This is a genomic window from Vibrio sagamiensis NBRC 104589 (genome assembly GCF_007990935.1).
Lineage (GTDB): Bacteria > Pseudomonadota > Gammaproteobacteria > Enterobacterales > Vibrionaceae > Vibrio > Vibrio sagamiensis.
In genome coordinates this window covers 42807-63103 of the sequence record NZ_BJXJ01000001.1, presented here as the reverse complement: position 1 = coordinate 63103, position 20297 = coordinate 42807, and the positions used below count along the sequence as shown (strand labels likewise).

General features: G+C 42.5%; 14 protein-coding genes. 4 read left to right on the top strand and 10 right to left on the bottom strand.

The window, feature by feature from the left end; translation table 11 throughout:
• Window positions 1-59: 59 nt before the first annotated feature.
• Window positions 60-1475 (top strand): phosphoglucomutase/phosphomannomutase family protein, encoded by a 1416-nt coding sequence (locus tag VSA01S_RS00265; protein ID WP_039979349.1) that lies wholly within the window; start codon window positions 60-62, stop codon window positions 1473-1475.
• 148 nt (window positions 1476-1623) lie between these two features.
• Here the strand turns inward: VSA01S_RS00265 and VSA01S_RS00260 are convergent, their stop codons facing one another.
• The 10 genes from VSA01S_RS00260 to hrpB form a co-directional block, all read right to left on the bottom strand.
• Window positions 1624-2661, bottom strand: coding sequence for an ABC transporter ATP-binding protein (locus VSA01S_RS00260; RefSeq protein ID WP_039979350.1), 1038 nt, complete (start codon window positions 2659-2661; stop codon window positions 1624-1626).
• Window positions 2661-4286, bottom strand: a complete 1626-nt coding sequence (locus tag VSA01S_RS00255; RefSeq protein ID WP_039979351.1) for an ABC transporter permease — start codon at window positions 4284-4286, stop codon at window positions 2661-2663. Before VSA01S_RS00255 ends, VSA01S_RS00260 begins: the two co-directional genes overlap by 1 nt.
• Before the next feature lie 100 nt (window positions 4287-4386).
• Window positions 4387-5400: a Fe(3+) ABC transporter substrate-binding protein gene (locus tag VSA01S_RS00250; protein WP_039979352.1), complete on the bottom strand. Its 1014-nt coding sequence runs from the start codon at window positions 5398-5400 to the stop codon at window positions 4387-4389.
• A gap of 146 nt (window positions 5401-5546) precedes the next feature.
• Window positions 5547-6776, bottom strand: coding sequence for an ammonium transporter AmtB (locus VSA01S_RS00245; protein ID WP_039979353.1), 1230 nt, complete (start codon window positions 6774-6776; stop codon window positions 5547-5549).
• A gap of 24 nt (window positions 6777-6800) precedes the next feature.
• The gene (locus VSA01S_RS00240) at window positions 6801-7139 is read right to left on the bottom strand and encodes a P-II family nitrogen regulator (RefSeq protein ID WP_039979355.1); all 339 of its coding nucleotides are present in this window, start codon (window positions 7137-7139) and stop codon (window positions 6801-6803) included.
• A 169-nt stretch (window positions 7140-7308) separates the two neighbouring features.
• On the bottom strand, window positions 7309-7677 hold the full coding sequence (locus tag VSA01S_RS00235; protein ID WP_039979356.1) for a YacL family protein: 369 nt from the start codon (window positions 7675-7677) through the stop codon (window positions 7309-7311).
• Window positions 7678-7782: 105 nt separating this feature from the next.
• The gene (gene acnB, locus VSA01S_RS00230; protein ID WP_039979357.1) at window positions 7783-10371 is read right to left on the bottom strand and encodes a bifunctional aconitate hydratase 2/2-methylisocitrate dehydratase; all 2589 of its coding nucleotides are present in this window, start codon (window positions 10369-10371) and stop codon (window positions 7783-7785) included.
• Window positions 10372-10646: 275 nt separating this feature from the next.
• The gene (locus VSA01S_RS00225; RefSeq protein ID WP_039979358.1) at window positions 10647-12959 is read right to left on the bottom strand and encodes a patatin-like phospholipase family protein; all 2313 of its coding nucleotides are present in this window, start codon (window positions 12957-12959) and stop codon (window positions 10647-10649) included.
• A 106-nt stretch (window positions 12960-13065) separates the two neighbouring features.
• Window positions 13066-15447, bottom strand: coding sequence for a penicillin-binding protein 1B (mrcB, locus tag VSA01S_RS00220; protein ID WP_039979359.1), 2382 nt, complete (start codon window positions 15445-15447; stop codon window positions 13066-13068).
• A complete protein-coding gene (gene hrpB, locus VSA01S_RS00215) occupies window positions 15440-17908 on the bottom strand; it encodes an ATP-dependent helicase HrpB (RefSeq protein WP_039979360.1) in 2469 nt (822 codons plus the stop codon). Before hrpB ends, mrcB begins: the two co-directional genes overlap by 8 nt.
• Before the next feature lie 66 nt (window positions 17909-17974).
• On the opposite strand from hrpB, the gene sfsA reads away from it, so the two are divergent.
• From sfsA to gluQRS, 3 genes are all read left to right on the top strand, one after another.
• Window positions 17975-18703, top strand: a complete 729-nt coding sequence (gene sfsA, locus VSA01S_RS00210; RefSeq protein WP_039979361.1) for a DNA/RNA nuclease SfsA — start codon at window positions 17975-17977, stop codon at window positions 18701-18703.
• 123 nt (window positions 18704-18826) lie between these two features.
• The gene (gene dksA, locus VSA01S_RS00205) at window positions 18827-19273 is read left to right on the top strand and encodes an RNA polymerase-binding protein DksA (RefSeq protein ID WP_039979362.1); all 447 of its coding nucleotides are present in this window, start codon (window positions 18827-18829) and stop codon (window positions 19271-19273) included.
• A gap of 78 nt (window positions 19274-19351) precedes the next feature.
• Window positions 19352-20215 (top strand): tRNA glutamyl-Q(34) synthetase GluQRS, encoded by an 864-nt coding sequence (gluQRS, locus tag VSA01S_RS00200; RefSeq protein WP_039979363.1) that lies wholly within the window; start codon window positions 19352-19354, stop codon window positions 20213-20215.
• Window positions 20216-20297: the final 82 nt, after the last annotated feature.

The window sequence follows — 20297 nt, the reverse complement described above, 5'->3', positions numbered from 1 at the left end:
ACATCGGTTTGCTAACAACAAAGGGCAATGATTTCTTTGCCCTTATCGAGGTTCTAATCATGATCAAATTTGGTACTGGTGGCTGGCGCGCATTCATTGGTGAAGAATTCACTAAAGACAATGTACGCTTAGTCGCACAAGCGGTGGCAAACATTACAAATGAAGAGTCCGTCGCTGAGCGTGGCTTTGTGATTGGCTACGACAGGCGCTTTCTTTCAGATAAAGCAGGTCGTTGGTTTGCAGAAGTACTCGCTGCCAATGGCATTGTTGTCAGCTTTATCGACAAATTTGTCCCTACCCCTATCGTGATGTTTCAAGCCAAAGAAATGAATTGTGCCTACTCGGCTTGCATTACCGCTTCGCATAACCCCGCAGATTACAACGGTATTAAGGTATTTATTGAAGGTGGGCGTGACGCTGATGAGATCATCACTCAAAAAATTGAATCACAAATCGCAACACTCAAATTACAAGATGTAAAAAGTGTCGATTTTGAACAGGCGATAACCGATAAACTCATCAAAGTCATCAATCCAATGAACGACTTTGTTGATTCCATCATTAACTTTATTGATATCGATGCGATTAAAACGGCCAATCTGCGCGTACTTATTGACCCTATGTTCGGCGTTGCCAAGAATGCGCTACAAACTGTTTTAATCAATGGTCGTTGTGATGTTGATGTGATCAACGATGGTAAAAATCCAGATTTTGGTGGTCTAATGCCATCACCTAGTGCTGCTACACTGTATCGCTTAATGCACCTTGTCAAACAAGAAGGCTACGATATTGGTATTGGTACTGATGGAGATGCTGACCGATTAGGGATCATTGATGAAAAGGGCCACTTTATTCATCCAAATGAAGTGTTAATCCTTCTCTATTACTACTTACTGGAATACAAAGGTTGGAAAGGCTCGGTCGTACGCAACATCGCAACGACGCACCTTTTGGATAAAATTGCGCAAGACTATGGTGAAACCTGCTTTGAAGTTCCAGTCGGATTCAAACACATCAGTTCACAAATGGAAGCAGATGATTCACTCATTGGTGGTGAAAGCTCAGGTGGTTTAACCATTCGTGGCCACATCAAAGGCAAAGATGGCGTATTTGCCTCCAGCCTACTTGTTGAGATGATTTCAGTCACTGGTAAAAAGCTGTCTGAGTTACTGGATGAGATTTACACCAAGTACGGATATGCCTACATGGCAGAAGGCGATTGCACATTTAAACCTGCGCAAAAAGAGCAAATTTTCAACAAGATCTATATCGAAAAGCAATTACCAAAGTTTGCGTTTGAGATTGAAAAAGTCAGTTATGAAGATGGCGCTAAAGTGTACTTTAAAAATGGTGGTTGGATCATCGCTCGTTTTTCAGGTACCGAACCATTACTGCGGATCTTTGCAGAAATGCAGAACAAAGCCACGGCTGAAGAAGTCTTACAGCAATTTAAAGACTTTTTATCTTTATCGTGAGCATTGATTGAGCCGTTGGTTCTATTAACTAAGAGAATGAGCCCAGCTAAACGCTGGGCTATATACACCAGTCAATTCTAAGGTACTTGATTAGACGACAAGGCATTCTCGGGATACGCGTGAAATATATATACCAAGTAGATATTGCTTACACACGAGTAAAAGCCAACACTCCATGTGTTTCAATGTTCACTGCCACACAATCGCCCACATTCAATGGCTGACTGGCAGTCGCCAATAAACGGTTGCCTCTGACATCAATAACATAACGGCAGTGATCCCCCATAAAGTGCTGCTCCAATATCTGTATACCACTTTCTTCACTGAATTCAATCTGTACTTGTTGCGGACGGAGCAATAACGAACAATCACCACCTACTTCAATTACTTGCTGTGCTTTAGCTTCCACAATGCCCAAGTGAGTTTCATACTCCGTTGCTGAAATACGTTTGGCGGATAAATAACTTCCTCCCCCCAAAAAGTCAGCGACAAATTGACTTGAAGGCTCAAAGTAAAGCTCAGAAGCCGTACCGTATTGCTCTATTATGCCATGATTCATGACCGCCATTTTATCGGCAAAAGCAAAGGCTTCTTCACGACTATGGGTAACGAAGATGGCCGTCACACCTTGTTCTTTGAACAGCTTACGGATCTCATGAATCAATTCGTGACGAACTTGGGTGTCAATGTTAGAAAAAGGCTCATCAAGCAACAAAAGATCCGGTTTATAAGCCAGTGAACGAGCAATCGCCACACGCTGTTGCTGGCCACCCGATAATTGGTGTGGATAGCGGCTGGCATAGCCTTTTAAATGCACAAGCTCTAGCATTTGCTCAACTTTGTTGCGTTTTTCTGCTGCTGCCTCACTTTTCAAGCCAAATGCGATATTTTCGGCCACCGTTAGGTGGGGGAACAAGGCATAATCTTGAAAAATCATACCAATATTTCGATCTTCTGGGGGTAGCCAATGTTGTCCATCATCAATGGTTATTCCATTCAGTAGCATCTGACCAGAACTTAACGGTAATAGACCAGCAATGGCTTTCAACAAAGTTGTTTTGCCACATCCACTGGCACCAAGTAAACAAACGATTTGCCCTTGTTCAACGTCCAGTGACAGCGATTCTAAAACGGTTTGAGCCTCGTACTGACAAGTGAGGTTTTTAATCGATAATGCACTACTCATCAGTGACTTTGCTCCAGTGAACGATTTACGACAATAAGTGGGACTAATCCAACAATAACCAATAAGACAGCTGGCAAAGCCGCTAATTCAAGATGTTCGTCCGAGGCAAAGTTATAAACGTACGTCGCCAAGGTTTCGAAGTTAAATGGACGTAATAAAAGCGCTGCATTCAGCTCTTTCATTGATTCGATAAAGACTAACAACCCAGCAATTAATGCTCCTCTTCGAATCAAAGGTAAATGAACTTTAAATAGCATTTTATTGGGATTACATCCCATCGTGCGCGCAGCCATATCTAGAGAAGGCGAAACTTTAGCAAGGCTGCTTTCAATACTGCCAATCGCTACCGCAGAAAAGCGCACAATCATAGCAAAAATGATGGCAAACATTGTTCCGGATAAGAACAGCCCAGGCGGTGTCCAGCCAATCGCTTTCACTGTGTCATTGATCCAATGTTCTACTGCTGAATTAGCTCCTAGAACCCCAATCGCTAACACGGTTCCAGGCACAGCATAACCCATAGAAGATAAACGCATGAACCCCAATGCAATAGGTGCTGAACGCAAACGATAATAGAAGTTAACAATTAATGCGATGCCCACAGCTATTAATGCAGCGATAATCGAAACATACAAACTATTGACGGTAAACTGACGAAACTCATCTGTCCAACTTTGCGAAAAATAGTGATAAATATAAATGCACAGTTGACCAAGAGGAAAAATAAAGGCCGCAGAGACCAAACCCCAACACCATGCAAGTGCAAGCCACTTTTTCCAACCACTGAGTTCATAACGTACGTCTTCACCTCGACTAAATTGACTTTGGAAAAGCTTCTGTTTGCGACGGCTATAGCGCTCTGCAGACAGTAGCACGATAACAAAAATCAGCATAATGCTTGAGATCTTCGCAGCAGCAGAAAGCTCCCCATAGCCGTACCAAGTATCATAGACGGCAGTGGTTAACGTATTAAGAGCAAAGTAACTGACCGTGCCAAAGTCACCAATGGTTTCCATTGCCACTAAAGAGAGGCCAACCGCAATCGCAGGGCGCGCAAGTGGAAGAGACACTCGCACAAAACTTTGCCATGGCGAGCATTTCAGTAGACGCGCAGACTGCAGTAAGGCAACATTTTGCTCCATGAAGGCCGCTCGGCATAGAAGATAAACATAAGGATACAGCACTAAAGCTAAGACAAGCATCGCGCCCCCTAGTGTGCGTATATCTGGAAACCAATATTCTCTAGCTTGCCAACCGGTTAAGTCTCGTAGAAAGATTTGAATTGGACCGGCAAAGTCGAACCAATCGGTAAATATATAGCCAATGATATAGCCAGGCATTGCCAATGGCAGTACCAATGCCCATTGCAGCCATTTCTCAGATGGCAATTTACACATCGCCATCAGCCAAGCACTGGGAATACCAAAGATTAAAGTGAGTACCATCACACCAGCCGTTAGCGCCACGGTGTTGAAGATATAGGTTGGCATGACGGTTGACATCAAATGGGCAAACAAACCATCTGTATCACCAATTGCAGTATAGAAAATAGCTAAGATCGGCAAAACCAGTAGCAAGGTAATCATACCACTACTGGTTTTCCAAACAGGATGTTTATTCTTCATTATGGCCTAAAGAGTACAGGCTTTATGAAATACAAATGCATTTACAAATACATCTCATACGCTTTAATTAAATGGGGTGTAGTTATACCCCCATATGGAATTAAAGGTCAAATTTGACTTCATCTAACAGTTTAATTGCCTGTTCGTGATGTGATGCAATATCGTCAAGAGAAAGCTTATCAGCTTTGAAATCACCCCAAGATTCTACCAACTCAGAGCGTTTAACGCCTTCTTTGACTGGGTACTCGTAGTTGACTTCTGCGTACATTTGCTGAGCTTTGTCACCAGTCAAAAACTCCATCAATTTGACGGCATTGTCTTTGTTTGGAGAGTATTTAGCCATCGCCATACCAGAAATGTTAACATGGGTACCTAAGGTGTCTTGATTCGGGAAATTGATGTAAACCGCATCTGCCCATGCTTTTTGTTCTTTGTCGTTGACCATCTTACCTAGGTAGTAGCTGTTACCTAGAGACACATCACAAAGTCCTTCTTTGATAGCTTTAACCTGAGCACGATCGTTGCCTTGTGGTTTACGAGCCAAGTTTGCTTTAACGCCTTCTAACCACTCTTTTGTCTTCACTTCACCGTAGTGAGCAATCATAGAAGATACAAGAGAAACGTTATAAGGGTGCTTACCGCTGCGAGTACAGATCTTGCCTTTGTATTCTGGTTTAGCAAGATCGATATAATTAAACTCGTTACCTAATTTACCAACACGATCACGAGAAGAATAAACATTACGAGTACGTAGCGTCAAAGCAAACCACTCATTCTCTTTGTCTTGATATTGTTGTGGGACATTGGCTTCAATGATTTTGCTATCCACTTTCTGAACAAGCCCTTTATCCGTCAATTCAGCAAGACGACTAATGTCTGTAGTGAGGACAACATCAGCAGGGCTGTATTCTCCTTCTTGGGCTAGCTTTTCCGCCAGGCCTTTTTTCGCAAATTTCACATTTACTTTAATGCCGGTCTCTTTTGTAAACTCATCAAACATTGGCTCAACAAGGAATGGTTGGCGATAGGAATATACGTTGACTTCTTCTGTCGCCATTGCTGAAGAAGCAAACGTTACACAAGTCATCGCTGAAAGAGCTAGCAATTTTTTCATGGTAAAATCCTTTGGACATGCTAATGATAATATTTCTCAGTTGCGTTATTATATGCATGTTCAACCTGAAAACAATCACCCAATAAAAAAACCTGCTGGCTAAAACAGGTTTTTTAACACTAAGTTTGTAAGTAATTATTTCTTCGTTACTTTATTGAAACAAACTCTGGGTAAGCTCCTATACCACAGTCGTGGACATCCATTCCTTCCAATTCTTCATCAGCAGAAACTCGAATACCAATCGTGGCTTTTAATAACATCCAAACAACCAAACTGGCACCAAATACCCAAGCAAAAATCACAGTTGCACCCAATAATTGAATTGTAAAGCTCGCATCACCATTACTAAACGGTACAACCATAAGTCCAAAGAAACCACATACACCATGAACAGAAATCGCACCAACAGGATCATCGATCTTGAGTTTGTCTAAACCAACAATACTAAATACAACCAATGCCCCAGACACTATACCTATCGCAACAGCATAAAGAGGAGTTGGTGACAGTGGATCAGCCGTGATAGCAACCAAACCTGCCAACGCACCATTAAGAATCATAGTTAAATCCGCTTTCCCCCATGTCGTCTTACAAACCAGTAAAGCAGCAATCGCACCCGCAGCTGCAGCTGCATTGGTGTTTAGGAAGATTTGCCCTACCGCAGTTGCATTCTCAAAATCCGAAATCATCAGTTGGGAGCCACCATTAAATCCAAACCAACCAAACCAAAGTATGAATGTGCCTAATGTTGCTAGTGGCATATTAGAGCCAGGGATTGGGTATACTTCACCATTTTTACCGTATTTTCCCTTACGAGCGCCGAGTAATAAGACCCCTGCTAATGCTGCAGAGGCTCCTGCCATATGTACAATTCCTGAGCCGGCAAAATCACTAAATCCAGCCTCAGCTAAAAAACCACCACCCCAAGTCCAGTAACCTTCAATCGGATAAATAAAAGCAGTTAACACTGCGGAAAAAATCAAGAAAGACCAAAGTTTCATTCGTTCTGCTACAGCACCAGAGACAACCGACATTGCTGTTGCAACAAAAACAACTTGAAAAAAGAAATCCGATTCCAAAGAATGGTCAGCGCCTTCAGTTTGGGTACCAATTAACGTCCCAAGTGATGGTAACCATCCTCCTTCGTTGTTATCGACGTACATGATGTTGTAGCCAACTAATAGAAACATCGTACAAGCAATGGCATACAAACATATATTCTTGGTTAAGATTTCTGTGGTATTTTTTGAGCGAACTAACCCCGCTTCAAGCATTGCAAAACCCGCAGCCATCCACATCACTAAAGCACCAGAGATCAGGAAGAAAAAGGTATCGAGTGCATAGCGTAATTCAGTTACTGTTGTCATTATTTCCATCGTATTTCTCCAATCTTTACGTTGTTACAGCGCTTCAGCATCCATTTCACCTGTCCGAATACGTACGGCTTGATCAAGGTCATACACAAAAATCTTGCCATCACCAATTTTTCCTGTTTGAGCTGCTGCTGTAATAGCCTCAACAATGCTCTCGACGTTATGGGTATGAGTAGCGATTTCCAACTTTACCTTAGGTAGAAAGTCAACTTTATATTCCGCACCTCGATACAATTCAGTATGCCCCTTTTGCCGACCAAACCCTTTCACTTCTGAAACTGTCATCCCCTCTATCCCTAACTTAGCAAGCGCTTCACGTACATCGTCTAACTTAAACGGTTTGATAATGGCATTAATAATTTTCATATCTTCTCTCCGCAGCTTCTTTTCTGAAACACTTAGAGCAATCCAAATGACGTGCCAAAACTTAAGTTATTGAGTTATTTAATTAATGTTAATTAGCCAACGTAAAAATATAAAAAACGCACCATTTGGGTGCGTTTATTTCACTAATATGCAGCAATATGTAGAAAGTTTATCTCTTTAAGAAGTCTTTCCATTGGTTGATCAAAAGGCAAAAATCTTCGATACCACAACTTGCAGTACTTTCTGCGTCATAAAAATTAAACTCACTTTCGATTTCAACATCATATTTATGATCAAGTACATTCTCTTGTACCAATACTTCATCACCATGAATCACAACACTGATCTCTGCCCCTGTTAAACGCTGTTCCTGAGAAGGGGAAGTGAGCACTTGAGCAATTAAAACTTCAACGTTTGCGATATTAGTTGGGTCCTTACCAATTTCTTCTTGTAACCAACGACCGACAATCTCATGACCCATACTGCATTTAACGTAGTATTCCCCCATCAAAGTATTACGAATAAATTCAAACTCCATTGAGCTCGCCTCTAGATATAAATTGGCTGCGGAGTATAACGAATTGTACCAATAAAAAAAGCACCTCGAACGAGGTGCTAAGATAGGTTGTACTATTAAGTCTAATTAGACAGGCTCTTGGAAAATCACTTCATCAGCCTTCTTGGTATACTGTTCCATCTTATGGAAGTTCAAGTAGCGATAAGTATCAGCAGCTGTCGCATCGATTTGCTTAGCGTATTCTAAGTATTCTTCCTTGGTTGGGATCTTGCCTAGAATAGCGCCTACTGCAGCAAGCTCTGCTGAAGACAGGTATACATTTGCACCTGTACCTAGACGGTTCGGAAAATTACGCGTTGAAGTCGACATGACGGTTGCTTTATCTGCTACACGTGCTTGGTTACCCATACATAGCGAACACCCGGGAGTTTCAATACGAACACCTGCGCGGCCGTAAATACCGTAGTAGCCTTCTTCCGTCAGTTGATCGCGGTCCATCTTGGTTGGTGGCGCTACCCATAGACGAGTATCGAGTTGACCACCGAATTGCTCTAGCAGTTTACCTGCTGCACGGAAGTGACCAATGTTGGTCATACAAGAACCGATGAACACTTCATCAATCTGTGTGCCTTGAACTTCAGACAGAAGACGCGCGTCATCAGGATCGTTTGGTGCACATAGAATTGGTTCGTGAATATCTGCTAGGTCGATTTCGATGATGTGCGCGTATTCCGCGTCTGCATCGGCTTCCATCAACTCTGGGCTTGCCAGCCATTCTTCCATCGCTATGATACGACGTTCAATGGTGCGGCGATCGCCATAACCTTCAGAGAGCATCCATTTTAGCATGGTTATATTAGAATTGAGATATTCTTCTACTGACGCTTGAGAGAGCTTCACCGTACAACCAGCAGCACTACGTTCTGCTGAAGCATCAGAAAGTTCAAATGCTTGCTCAACGGTTAAGTTCTCAACACCTTCAATTTCTAATACGCGACCTGAAAATTCGTTGATCTTACCGGCTTTCTCAACAGTAAGTAGACCTTGCTGGATGGCATAATAAGGAATCGCATGTACAAGATCACGTAGTGTGATACCTGGCTGCATATCACCTTTAAAACGAACTAAGATCGATTCTGGCATGTCCAGTGGCATAACACCTGTCGCCGCTGCGAACGCAACTAGGCCAGAGCCAGCGGGGAACGAAATACCTAGAGGGAAGCGAGTATGCGAGTCACCACCTGTACCTACAGTGTCTGGTAAAAGCATACGGTTTAACCATGAATGGATAACACCATCCCCCGGACGCAGTGATACACCACCACGGTTCATGATGAAATCAGGCAGTGTGTGATGCGTATTCACGTCGACTGGTTTTGGATACGCAGACGTGTGACAGAATGATTGCATAACAAGATCAGCCGAGAAGCCAAGACACGCAAGATCTTTTAACTCATCACGCGTCATAGGACCAGTTGTATCCTGAGAGCCAACCGTTGTCATTTTCGGCTCACAGTATTGACCTGCACGTACGCCTTCAACACCACATGCTTTACCCACCATCTTTTGAGCGAGTGTGTAGCCTTTATCAGAAGCTGAAGGGTCAACTGGCTTAGCAAATAGCTCTGTGTCTTCTAGGCTCAGTGATGCACGAGCACGGCTTGTTAGACCACGACCGATGATAAGTGGAATACGACCACCAGCACGAACTTCATCAAGCAGTACTTTGCTCAGTTCAAAGCTAGAGATCACTTCACCGTTTTTACGTACAACCCCTTCGTATGGGAAGATGTCGATGACATCCCCCATGTTCATGTTCTGTACGTCGAGTTCGATTGGGAGTGCACCAGAGTCTTCCATGGTGTTATAGAAGATAGGAGCAATCTTACCACCTAGACAGATACCGCCTGTACGCTTGTTTGGTACGTATGGGATATCTTCACCCATAAACCACAGCACTGAGTTAGTCGCTGATTTACGAGAAGAACCCGTACCAACAACATCACCTACGTAGGCAAGTGGAATACCATCTTTTTGTAGTTCTTCTATTTGTTGGATTGGACCAATGCTGCCTGGTTGGTCTGGCACGATGCCATCGCGTTCCATCTTCAGCATCGCTTTTGCGTGTACTGGGATATCAGGGCGAGACCAAGCATCGGGGGCTGGAGACAAGTCATCGGTGTTGGTTTCACCAGTAACTTTAAAGACTTTAACAGTAATCTGTTCCGCGACTTTCTTCTTCGAGGTGAACCATTCTGCATCCGCCCATGATTGTAGGACTTGTTGCGCGAACACGTTACCTGCTTTGGCTTTCTCTTCCACATCATAGAAAGCATCAAACATCAGTAAAGTATGAGATAACGCTTTTACTGATATAGGCGCAAGCAACTTGTCATCGAGAAGTTCAACAAGTGGCGCGATGTTGTAACCACCTTGCATAGTACCTAAAAGCTCAGCAGCTTTTTCTCGACTTACTAGTGGCGATTCCACTTCACCTTTAGCCACAGCTGTTAAGAATCCGGCTTTTACATAAGCCGCTTCATCTACGCCAGGTGGGATACGATTTTCGAGCAGATCAAGAATAAATGCTTCTTCACCCTGCGGAGGCGTTTTCAATAGCTCAACAAGTCCAGCAACTTGTTCAGCATCTAATGGTCTAGGGACAACCCCTTCAGCAGCACGCTCTTCGACGTGTTTACGGTAGGCTTCAAGCACGACTTTTTCCTCTCATTGCGGTTCCTCCTTTTTAATTACTATTTTTCAAAGTAAAGGAGTGAACATCCTTGGAAACTTGGCCCTCTATTGCCTATTTTTTCATTCAATTCTGATTGAGAAACAGCGCCGTAGAGGCCAAACTGTGGCCTTCAGAATAGCAAATTTAACCCTAAATTAAAATCTCATCATTTTGACCAACATAGCAACTTACGACTAAAGTCAGGTTATTTATGGTTAAATATGCGCTATTGGCATTCCCCATTTACACTATGTACTTATTTAAACGAAGTACCAATAATCAAATAAACTGCGTCTAAATTATGTTCAGTTTTACCATAAGATAACATGATAGGTCCAATCGGCGAGTCAACACCAAAAAATACCGATGCAGCAGTGTAAAGTGGTACTTTATTAAACTTCACTTCGTTATCTGACCAAACACCACCATATTCAAGAGAAGTTCCAACATACACCGGTGCTTCAAACAAGCCAAAGTCGTTGTCCATCCACTTGTAACGATAAACTAAGCTGCTGTAAAATAAGTTTTTACCAATAATACTGTTCCGAGGGATACCAGATAAATTCAAAAAGCCACCCAGCTGACGAGGATCAAGCGGTATCGACAGCTTGTCACTATCGACAAAACTGTATTCTGTTTGTCCAACCAATGTATGACGTTCATGAGTAATGGCGCCCTTAAAATGAGCTGATACTTCAGAGACCGTATCTTTTACGTATTCGTCAGATTGATTTTGAAGTAAACCTTGTGGGCTTTTGTCATTAGACAATAAATATTCAAAGTCAATCAAAAGACCGCGAGTAGGGAAAGCAAAATCATCTAATGTATCAAGACGGTAGCGAGCTAAAAGCCCAAAACGATCATACTGAAAATGCCCAGCAGATGCATTAGTTGAAGCTTCAATATCACCTTTTGTATACCGACTCGTGATACGAAACTCCTGCCACAAAGTGGGTTGAACTCCAAAAGAGACCTCTGCGATCGATTCAGCATAGGAAACCGGCAAAAAATCGTACACTGATTCAATATCAGGATGTTCAAAGTCACCCGCAGGCCAATGCCTGTTTTGCGTATTGTAATTGAGCTTTCCAGCCACAAATAGCTTTTGACTTGATAAAATCGGGGAATAAACTTCAGCTTCAACCAATTTATCGGTACCCATTTCGACATTAAACGTCATTTCAGCACCATGAGAGTTCAGGTTAGTAAAATTAGCTGACACTCCAATGCCGTATTGGCTGACAGTGCTGAAATCATCTTCTAGGAAAAAACGAAAATCAAGATAATTAGGACCCCATGACTTTTCATTAACTTCAAGCACTAATATGGTTGCGCCTCCAATTTCTTCAAAATGATAAGTAATGAGTTCGAATCGATCGAGTGCGTATAAATTCTCCACTGCTTTTTCAATTTCGGCGGTTTTCAGTACTCTGCCAGTTTTCAATTCCAAACGATTAGTCAATAAAATATCACTATAGTGAGTATTGTTAATAATCATAATTTGATCGACTACACGTTCATCACCATATTTAAGCATCTGACGCTTATCTTGCTTTTTATCAATATACTTTTGGTAATCTGCACCCGATAAACGCAAAGGGGCCAACTTAGATTTCAACTGATAAGTCACATCGTAACCAGCTTGAAAGGCTTCGGACATCTTATCAAACTCAACGGTTTCCATTTGCCCCACATTAGGGCGAATATAGATATCATCACTTTGTAATTTATCGACTTGATCTTGTGTGCTACGGCGTACGAGATAATTGGAGAGTTGATCGGCTACGGTTAATAAGCCGGTAAATTCATCTTTCTCTTTGTAATCAGTACTGATATCGACGGCGATAACAATATCCGCTCCCATCGCCCGAGCTATCTCTACTGGCATATTATTGACAACACCACCATCGACCAATAAATGCCCATTCAGCTCATACGGAGGTAATGCACCAGGAACGGACATACTTGCCATCATAGCGTCGACTAAATAGCCGTTATCAAGTACCACTTCTTCTAGTTCGACAATATCAGTAGCAATAGAACGATAAGGTATCGCTAATTGGTCAAATGAATCAAATTGCCCAAGATTTCCTGTAGTTTCACGCAAAATGCGCAGCATATTTTGTCCTTGAACTACTCCTGTCGGTGAGCGTACTTCTCCAAACCTTAAACCAAGGTCGGTATTCACCTGATAACGGTCTTCATATTCTTTATCTCGTACGCGTCGCTGACTTCGGTCTACACGATCTCGATAACCACTATTCCAGTCGACACTGTAAATAAAACTTTCGATTTCGTCTGCACTCATACCAACGGCATAAAGCCCACCAACATAAGCTCCCATACTAGTGCCAGTAACTATATCAACAGGAATATGCATTTCTTCTAGAGCTTTTAACACACCAATATGTGCTGCCCCTTTTGCTCCTCCACCAGCAAGTACAACGGCAATTTTAGGACGTTGTTCATCATCAACTGAGTTTACCGCAGCAAAAGAATAATGCGATGTCAAAATGGCACCACAACACAATCCTAGTGCACGTATTAATAAGCTCAAACTACGTCGCATGAACCTCTTCCTTATTATTTCCGATAAAGACTTAATATAATTGATCGATATATTAAGCAAACCTTGCTTATTCTTATTATTAGTATGTCATCAGCTTCACTCGACACTACCAGTCAAAAAAGCTTTGCAACCAATTTTTCTTCTTCTCACATTCGTTTCTTATTTGACCTGTCTTATCCCAAACTGGGAGCTTGTATTGACTATTGCAATCGACTGTCAGTGCACCTTGTGAGTTTTTTTCAAAACCTAATGTAGTTACTTGCTTTGGCCAAGGTAACTCTAATCTTTCTGGAATACGTTGCTGCAAATATTGAGCATACACTCGTAATGCACCACTTGCGCCAGTAAGCTTGGTTGGTTGATTATCATCTCGTCCTACCCATATAGCAGTAACTTCTCTTCCATCGACTCCGACAAACCAACTGTCTCGACTATCATTGCTTGTACCAGTTTTACCTGCCAAACTGGCCCAAGAAAACTGACTTTTCAGAAAACGTCCTGTCCCTTCAGCCACGCCTTGTTTCATAGCATATGTCGTTAGCCATGCAGCTTGCTCGTCGACAGCTTGGGAAGATCTTAGTATAGAGCGATAGCGTACTTCACCATTCATATCAATAACAGAACGCAATGCTGATAACTTCGCCTGTTTACCTGAATTCGTTAACGTTTGATACATCTGCGCAACTTCAAATGGCGTTAAAGAAAAAGAGCCTAAGAACATCGATGGGACAGGACGAATCTCTTTTTTATCGACACCTAAACGTTCTAGAGTTTCCGAAACTGCTGGAATACCTAATTCCATACCTAATCGCACAGTAGGCACATTTAAAGATTTTGCTAAAGCAAGATACAAAGGCACATCACCACGGAATTTACGGTCAAAGTTGCGTGGTGACCAAACCGTTCCATTGCTTCCTTTCAAACTCAATGGAGTATCATGTAAAGTTGTAGCTAGATTATACTTTTCTGGATTCTCCAGTGCCGTTAAATAAATCGCGGGTTTGACCAAAGAGCCAATCGGACGACTCGCGTTCAGAGCTCGATTAAAGCCTTCATAACCAACACGTTTACCTCCTACCATGGCACGAATTTCACCACTGTGCCTATCGACTGCAATAGCGGCACCTTCCAATTCTTTGCCAGCACGTTTAGCCAGTTCTGGAATCTTCTTACCAATAGCTTTTTCTAGAGTATCCTGAGAGACCGGATCAAGTGAGGTGAACAAGCGTAAGCCTGTATCAGTTTTAAAGCTATCACCCATCTTATCTTTCAGCTCTATAGTTAATTGCTGAAAATAAGCAGGCTGTCTACTCGCGATTTTAGGGTGACTTTGAATATCTAGCGGGCGTTCTACTGCTTGTTCATATTGTGCCGCTGTCAGCATATTTTGCTGCATAAGTAATCGCAAAACTAAGTCACGACGTTCTTTAGCTCGTTCTGGTTTGCGTATAGGATTGTAGTAGGAAGGTCCTTTGACTAACCCTACTAACATCGCTAACTGATCAATTCTTAGTTCTTGTATTGGTTGACCAAAATAATAACGCGATGCCAGTGCAAAACCATGAATCGCATCACCACCACTTTGACCTAAATAGACCTCATTAAGGTAGGCTTCCAAAATGCGATCTTTGCTGTAACGATAATCTAATATCAGAGCAATATAAGCTTCACGGATCTTACGCCAAATCGTTTTCTCTCGAGTCAAAAATAGGTTTTTTGCTAGCTGCTGGGTTAGTGTACTACCACCTTGAACAGTTCTCCCAGCACGAATATTAGCCACAAGAGCCCGCCCTATTGCTAAAGGCGAAATACCATCATGTTGGTAAAAGTGACGGTCTTCTGTTGCTAAAAGCGCATCAACTAAAATTTCAGGAAATTGATCACGGCGTAAAAACAAACGTTGTTCACTTTGATCTTTTTCAAGCATTCCCAACATCTTTGGTTCAATGCGTAAATACCCTAGATCGCCTTTTGATTCTAAAGATTGAATTCGCTTCAAACCGCTATCTGAAAAGTACAGCATGACATGACGATCAGGTTCTGGGCCATCAGCAAACTCAAAAGGACGTCTAATTAATTCAATTCGTGTCGAAGAGGAAGAATATTCTCCCGGATAACGTGGCTGACTGACTTTTCGATAATTGAGTACATCCAGTTCATTACGCATTTCTTTGATCGAAATCGCCTTACCTGGCTCTAGATCTAAAATTCGTGCATAAACCACAGTCGGTAGATCAAATAATTGACCATCAAAACGATCTTTGACAATTCCGTCAAGATAAACACCGACGAATACAAGTACCGCGGCAAGTGCTAAACCAGCTTTCCAACTAAATGATAAAAAGGTTTTCCACCAAGAGCGGTTATTTTTTTTCGATGCTGCTCGTTTCGGACGCTTAGAACCACTTTTAGTGCTCTTTGAAGATTGTTTCGGCTTACTTCTTTTCGCCGGCGTTTTTTTAGAGGTTGGCTTTTTCGTATCAGTCATTGTTCAATTGTCTTTTTGTTTTTGTTGTTGCTCGGTGCATTGCTGGATCATCAGGCCAAAGGTGCTTAGGATATCGCCCTTTCATCTCTTTTTGCACTTGTTTATAACTGCCGGCCCAAAAAGTAGCGAGATCACTGGTCACTTGAAGCGGACGTTGTGCTGGTGAAAGAAGCTCCAACACCAAACGTTTACGACCTTGAGCGATCAAAGGAGAATGACTTTCACCAAACATTTCCTGCATGCGAACCGATAAAATGGGATCGGCACCAAACTGATAACGAATGGCTTTTTTGTTTCCTGTCGGCAACAGATAATATTGAGGGAGCCACTCATCAAGATGTTGATTCAATGGCCAACCTAAACGAGCATTTAACGCTTCGGTTAAATTCAGTTGGTTCAATTGTTTAAGCGATGATATACCACTCATATAAGGCTCTAGCCATTGTTCCAACTCTGCTAACAAACTCGTATCATCAAAACTTGGCCAAGCTTGCTCCGGCAGCCATTCTATCGCACAGCGAATTCTTTCCAATAGTGCTTGCGCTGATGCTGACCAATTTAGACTTTGTAAGCCTTTACGACGAACAAAAGTGAGCAGGGCTTGAGTCATTTTATCTTGGCTAGGCTGAGGCAACTTTTCACGTTTAATGATAAGTTGACCAATTTTGAGCTGGCACTCAGCAATCAAGCGGCCTTTGCTTTCATCCCAATCTACGATCTCGTGAGATGAAAATACATCGCCAAATGTCCGGTTAAGATCCTCTATCTCTAACTCACACGCTAAGTGTATTTGGCTTGCGTTAGAGTGTGAACGCATCAAGTCAATCACAACCAGATGCTCACTCGACGCTAATACATCAGTTTCTTGGCATACTGCTCCATGGCCGTTGGCTAAGATAAAACTCCCCGGTTGATTCGGTCTTTGTTGTCCAATTCTATCTGGAAAAGCAATGCTGACCGCAAGTGGAAGTAACCTCTCATCAACGGCCTGTAAATCAAAATCGTGTTTTAAGCTCTGAGCCAATCTTTTCGCCCGCTGTAATAATAATGTTCTTTTCGGATGCCCCCCAGTTTTCCAATGGTGCAGGCTATCTGTTAAGTGAGTGACATGGCGCTCAGGCTCTTCTATTAACGCCACAGCCGCCAACGCGGTATTGAGCATCGTTTGGCTATGTTCCGATGCTCGAATCAGCATGGCGGCACAGCGAGGCTCAACACCTAACTGGTGCGCGGCTTTTCCTTGTTGTGTTAATTGACCTTGTGGCGTCATTAAAGCCAGAGAGATAAGTAACTGTTGGGCTTGTTTCAAAGCTGCTGGTGTCGGAGGGTTTAACCACAACAAATCCGACGCATGGGTTGTCCCCCAATAAGATAATTCCATCACCAAGCTAGCAAGATCAGAATGTAAAATCTCTGGTTGCGGAACAAGGGGCTGCTGTTTGAACTGACTTTCAGAATAGAGGCGCACACAAACGCCCGTTTCTAGACGTCCAGCTCGGCCGGCCCGTTGAATTGCAGATGACTGTGCAATACGCACTTGTTCTAAACGTGTAGACCCGTTATTTAAATCAAAACGTGCGACGCGCTCTAAACCGGAGTCAACGACCAAGCGAATCCCTTCTATGGTCAGAGATGTTTCAGCAATGTTGGTCGCCAAAACCACTTTACGCTTGCCTTTTTGGACCGGATTGATCGCTTTCTGTTGAGCTTCAACACTCAATTGCCCATAAAGCGGTAACACTTCAATTTCAGGAGACAAACTAGAGAGCAGTTCCTCAACACGTTTTATGGCAGCCATACCGGGTAAGAAAGCCAGTAAAGACCCAGATTCATGCTCAAGAAGGTGAGTGATGGTTTTCGCCATTACTGGGGCAAGTTGTTCGTTCCTTCCCATGGGAAGATAACGTGTTTCTACGTCAAAGCTGCGGCCTTCAGACTCGATATAAGTCGCCTCAGGCAATAGTGTTTGCAAGGCTTCTTGGTCTAATGTTGCCGACATCACAACCAGTTTAAGGTTATCACGCAGTGCTTCCTGAACTTCAAGGCTAAAAGCCAACGCCGTATCAGCGTGCAAACTGCGTTCATGAAACTCATCGAAGATCAGCAAATCAACCCCGCTTAACTCGGGATCAGCTTGAATCATGCGCGTCATGATCCCTTCAGTCACGATCTCCAGTTGAGTGATTTCACTGACTTTAGTTTCTCCACGAACACGGTAACCGACTCGTTCCCCCACCGACTCACCAAGTTGCTTTGCGATATAACGCGCAATATTTCGAGCAGCCAGACGTCGAGGTTCCAACATGATAATTTTACCCGTCACCACTTGGCTCTTAAGCAATTGCAAAGGGAAGTACGTTGACTTACCTGCACCTGGGGCAGCTTTTAGAATCACTTGATGTTGATGCTTGACCGCGGTGAGCAATGATGGCATCACGGCCTCAATCGGCAATTGTGACAAAGAACATTCCTTATGTTGTAATCAAGCCAACATTGTACATAAAAACCAAATGGTCTAAATCAACAAATGCATTTTATCCCTACATTAAAGTCAGCCACACTACTCAAACGTTATAAACGCTTCCTAGCAGACATTAAACTTAATGATGGTGAGATCCGTACCATTCACTGCGCCAATACTGGAGCAATGACTGGCTGCGCAACGCCAGGTGATATCGTATGGTTTTCAACTTCAGATAATCCTAAAAGAAAATATCCAAACAGTTGGGAACTCAGTGAGACGGGTCAGGGTCATAAGATATGCGTCAACACTGCACGAGCAAATCAACTAGTTGTTGAAGCTATAAAAAATAACGTAATCACAGAGCTCCAAGGTTACGACAAACTTCAAACTGAAGTTAAATATGGCCAAGAAAATAGCAGAATTGACATTTTACTCACCTCACCCGATAAAAAAAGCTGTTATGTAGAGGTGAAAAGCGTCACTTTGCTGGATGAAAATACAACATCGGGTCAAGGATATTTTCCTGATACGATCACAACTCGTGGCCAAAAACATCTAAGAGAACTCACAAAAATGGCCCTTAATGAAAATAGATCTATACTTTTGTTCGCTGTTTTACATTCAGGTATTGAAAAAGTCTCTGCAGCACACCATATAGATGCCAAATATTCATTGTTATTAAAACAAGCACAAGACGCGGGAGTAGAGATCCTCTGCTACAAAGCAGAGTTAAACAGTGCTGAAATCACACTCACCTCTGGTATTAAATTTGTCAATAATAGAGAAATATGAAGCTTTCTTCATATTGACAATAAGTTTGTGATTCATTCATTGCTTCCAGCGCCTCTTTTTGCTATAGATACCCGCCTTAAATTTACTGCCGAGCAGTGACTAGGTGTAAGTAGGAGATGCTTTATGCCAGAAACAAAGAAAAAAACGATTGGCATTCTTGCCATTGCTGGTGTGGAACCATATCAGGAAAAGCCTGGTGAAGAATACATGTCACCAGAACAAGTTGAACACTTTACAAAAATTCTAACCGCTTGGCGTAACCAGCTTAGGGAAGAAGTTGATCGTACCGTGCACCATATGCAGGATGAAGCTGCAAACTTTCCTGACCCTGTTGATCGTGCTTCTCAAGAAGAAGAGTTCAGTCTAGAACTACGCAACCGTGATCGTGAACGCCGCCTAATTAAAAAGATAGAAAAGACACTCGATAAAATTACTGAAGATGACTTTGGTTTCTGTGAGTCTTGTGGCGTCGAAATCGGTGTACGTCGTTTAGAAGCAAGGCCAACTGCTGACCTCTGCATTGACTGTAAAACACTGGCTGAAATAAAAGAAAAACAGATGCAAGGCTAATCGCCCAGTAGGCTGTTTTGTTAGGGAGCGACGGCTCCCTTTTTATTTGTGGTTTGCTAATAACTTCGAGATATAAACATGACACGCTACGTGGGACGATTCGCCCCATCACCTTCTGGTCCATTACACTTTGGTTCTCTTGTTGCAGCTTTAGGTAGCTACTTCCAAGCTAAAGCGAACCAAGGTATATGGTTAGTTAGAGTTGAAGATCTTGACCCACCAAGAGAAGTTGCTGGTGCCAAACAAGCAATTTTACAAACCTTGCAAGCTTATCAATTGCACTGGGATGGTGATGTAATTTACCAAAGTGACCGTCATGATTTGTACCAAAAGCAAATAGATATGTGGCTCGCTAACGGTGACGCTTATTACTGCCAGTGTACACGCAAGCAAGTTAAAGAGCATGGTGGATTTTACCCTGGGACCTGTCAGAATAAAGGTTTAACAGAAGGCGCAATCCGCCTTAAAGTGACTCAACCAGTGATGACGTTTTTTGATCTCAAGCATGGAAAAGTAGCTTTACCACAAAGCTTGAGCAACGAAGATTTTATTATAAAACGTCGTGATGGGTTATTTGCCTACAATCTTGCGGTAGTATTAGATGATATTGACCAAGGGATTACAGAAGTTGTTCGTGGAGCAGACCTCATCGAGCCTACAGGCAGACAAATTCATTTATATCGATTACTTGACCAGCCAGAAGTAAGCTATTTACATCTTCCATTGGCCATAGATAAAAACGGTAACAAGCTTTCAAAACAGAACCATGCAACGGCCATAGATGTCGATAACCCTAAGCCAACTTTGTTAAAGGCGATGATGTTTTTAGGTTTTACAATACCTGATAGTATTCAAGCGGATAAAATAAGTAATATCCTCGAATGGGGTTGTCAGAATTGGCACTTAAATCAACTACCATTAGAGCTAGAAATCACGACATGATTCTCAAATGGCACAGTGTAGGCTATCATTAGCCGAAAAATCCGCCCTTGAGGCATAGAGACTAACTAAAGCAGACATGGTG

Excerpts from the sequence above, each read along its gene's own strand:
- gluQRS (WP_039979363.1), top strand. The coding sequence starts at position 19,352 with ATGACACGCTACGTGGGACGATTCGCCCCATCACCTTCTGGTCCATTA.
- VSA01S_RS00240 (WP_039979355.1), bottom strand. The coding sequence starts at position 7,139 with ATGAAAATTATTAATGCCATTATCAAACCGTTTAAGTTAGACGATGTA.
- dksA (WP_039979362.1), top strand. The coding sequence starts at position 18,827 with ATGCCAGAAACAAAGAAAAAAACGATTGGCATTCTTGCCATTGCTGGT.
- VSA01S_RS00225 (WP_039979358.1), bottom strand. The coding sequence starts at position 12,959 with ATGCGACGTAGTTTGAGCTTATTAATACGTGCACTAGGATTGTGTTGT.
- VSA01S_RS00250 (WP_039979352.1), bottom strand. The coding sequence starts at position 5,400 with ATGAAAAAATTGCTAGCTCTTTCAGCGATGACTTGTGTAACGTTTGCT.
- VSA01S_RS00235 (WP_039979356.1), bottom strand. The coding sequence starts at position 7,677 with ATGGAGTTTGAATTTATTCGTAATACTTTGATGGGGGAATACTACGTT.
- VSA01S_RS00260 (WP_039979350.1), bottom strand. The coding sequence starts at position 2,661 with ATGAGTAGTGCATTATCGATTAAAAACCTCACTTGTCAGTACGAGGCT.
- sfsA (WP_039979361.1), top strand. The coding sequence starts at position 17,975 with ATGCATTTTATCCCTACATTAAAGTCAGCCACACTACTCAAACGTTAT.
- mrcB (WP_039979359.1), bottom strand. The coding sequence starts at position 15,447 with ATGACTGATACGAAAAAGCCAACCTCTAAAAAAACGCCGGCGAAAAGA.
- VSA01S_RS00265 (WP_039979349.1), top strand. The coding sequence starts at position 60 with ATGATCAAATTTGGTACTGGTGGCTGGCGCGCATTCATTGGTGAAGAA.
- VSA01S_RS00245 (WP_039979353.1), bottom strand. The coding sequence starts at position 6,776 with ATGGAAATAATGACAACAGTAACTGAATTACGCTATGCACTCGATACC.
- VSA01S_RS00255 (WP_039979351.1), bottom strand. The coding sequence starts at position 4,286 with ATGAAGAATAAACATCCTGTTTGGAAAACCAGTAGTGGTATGATTACC.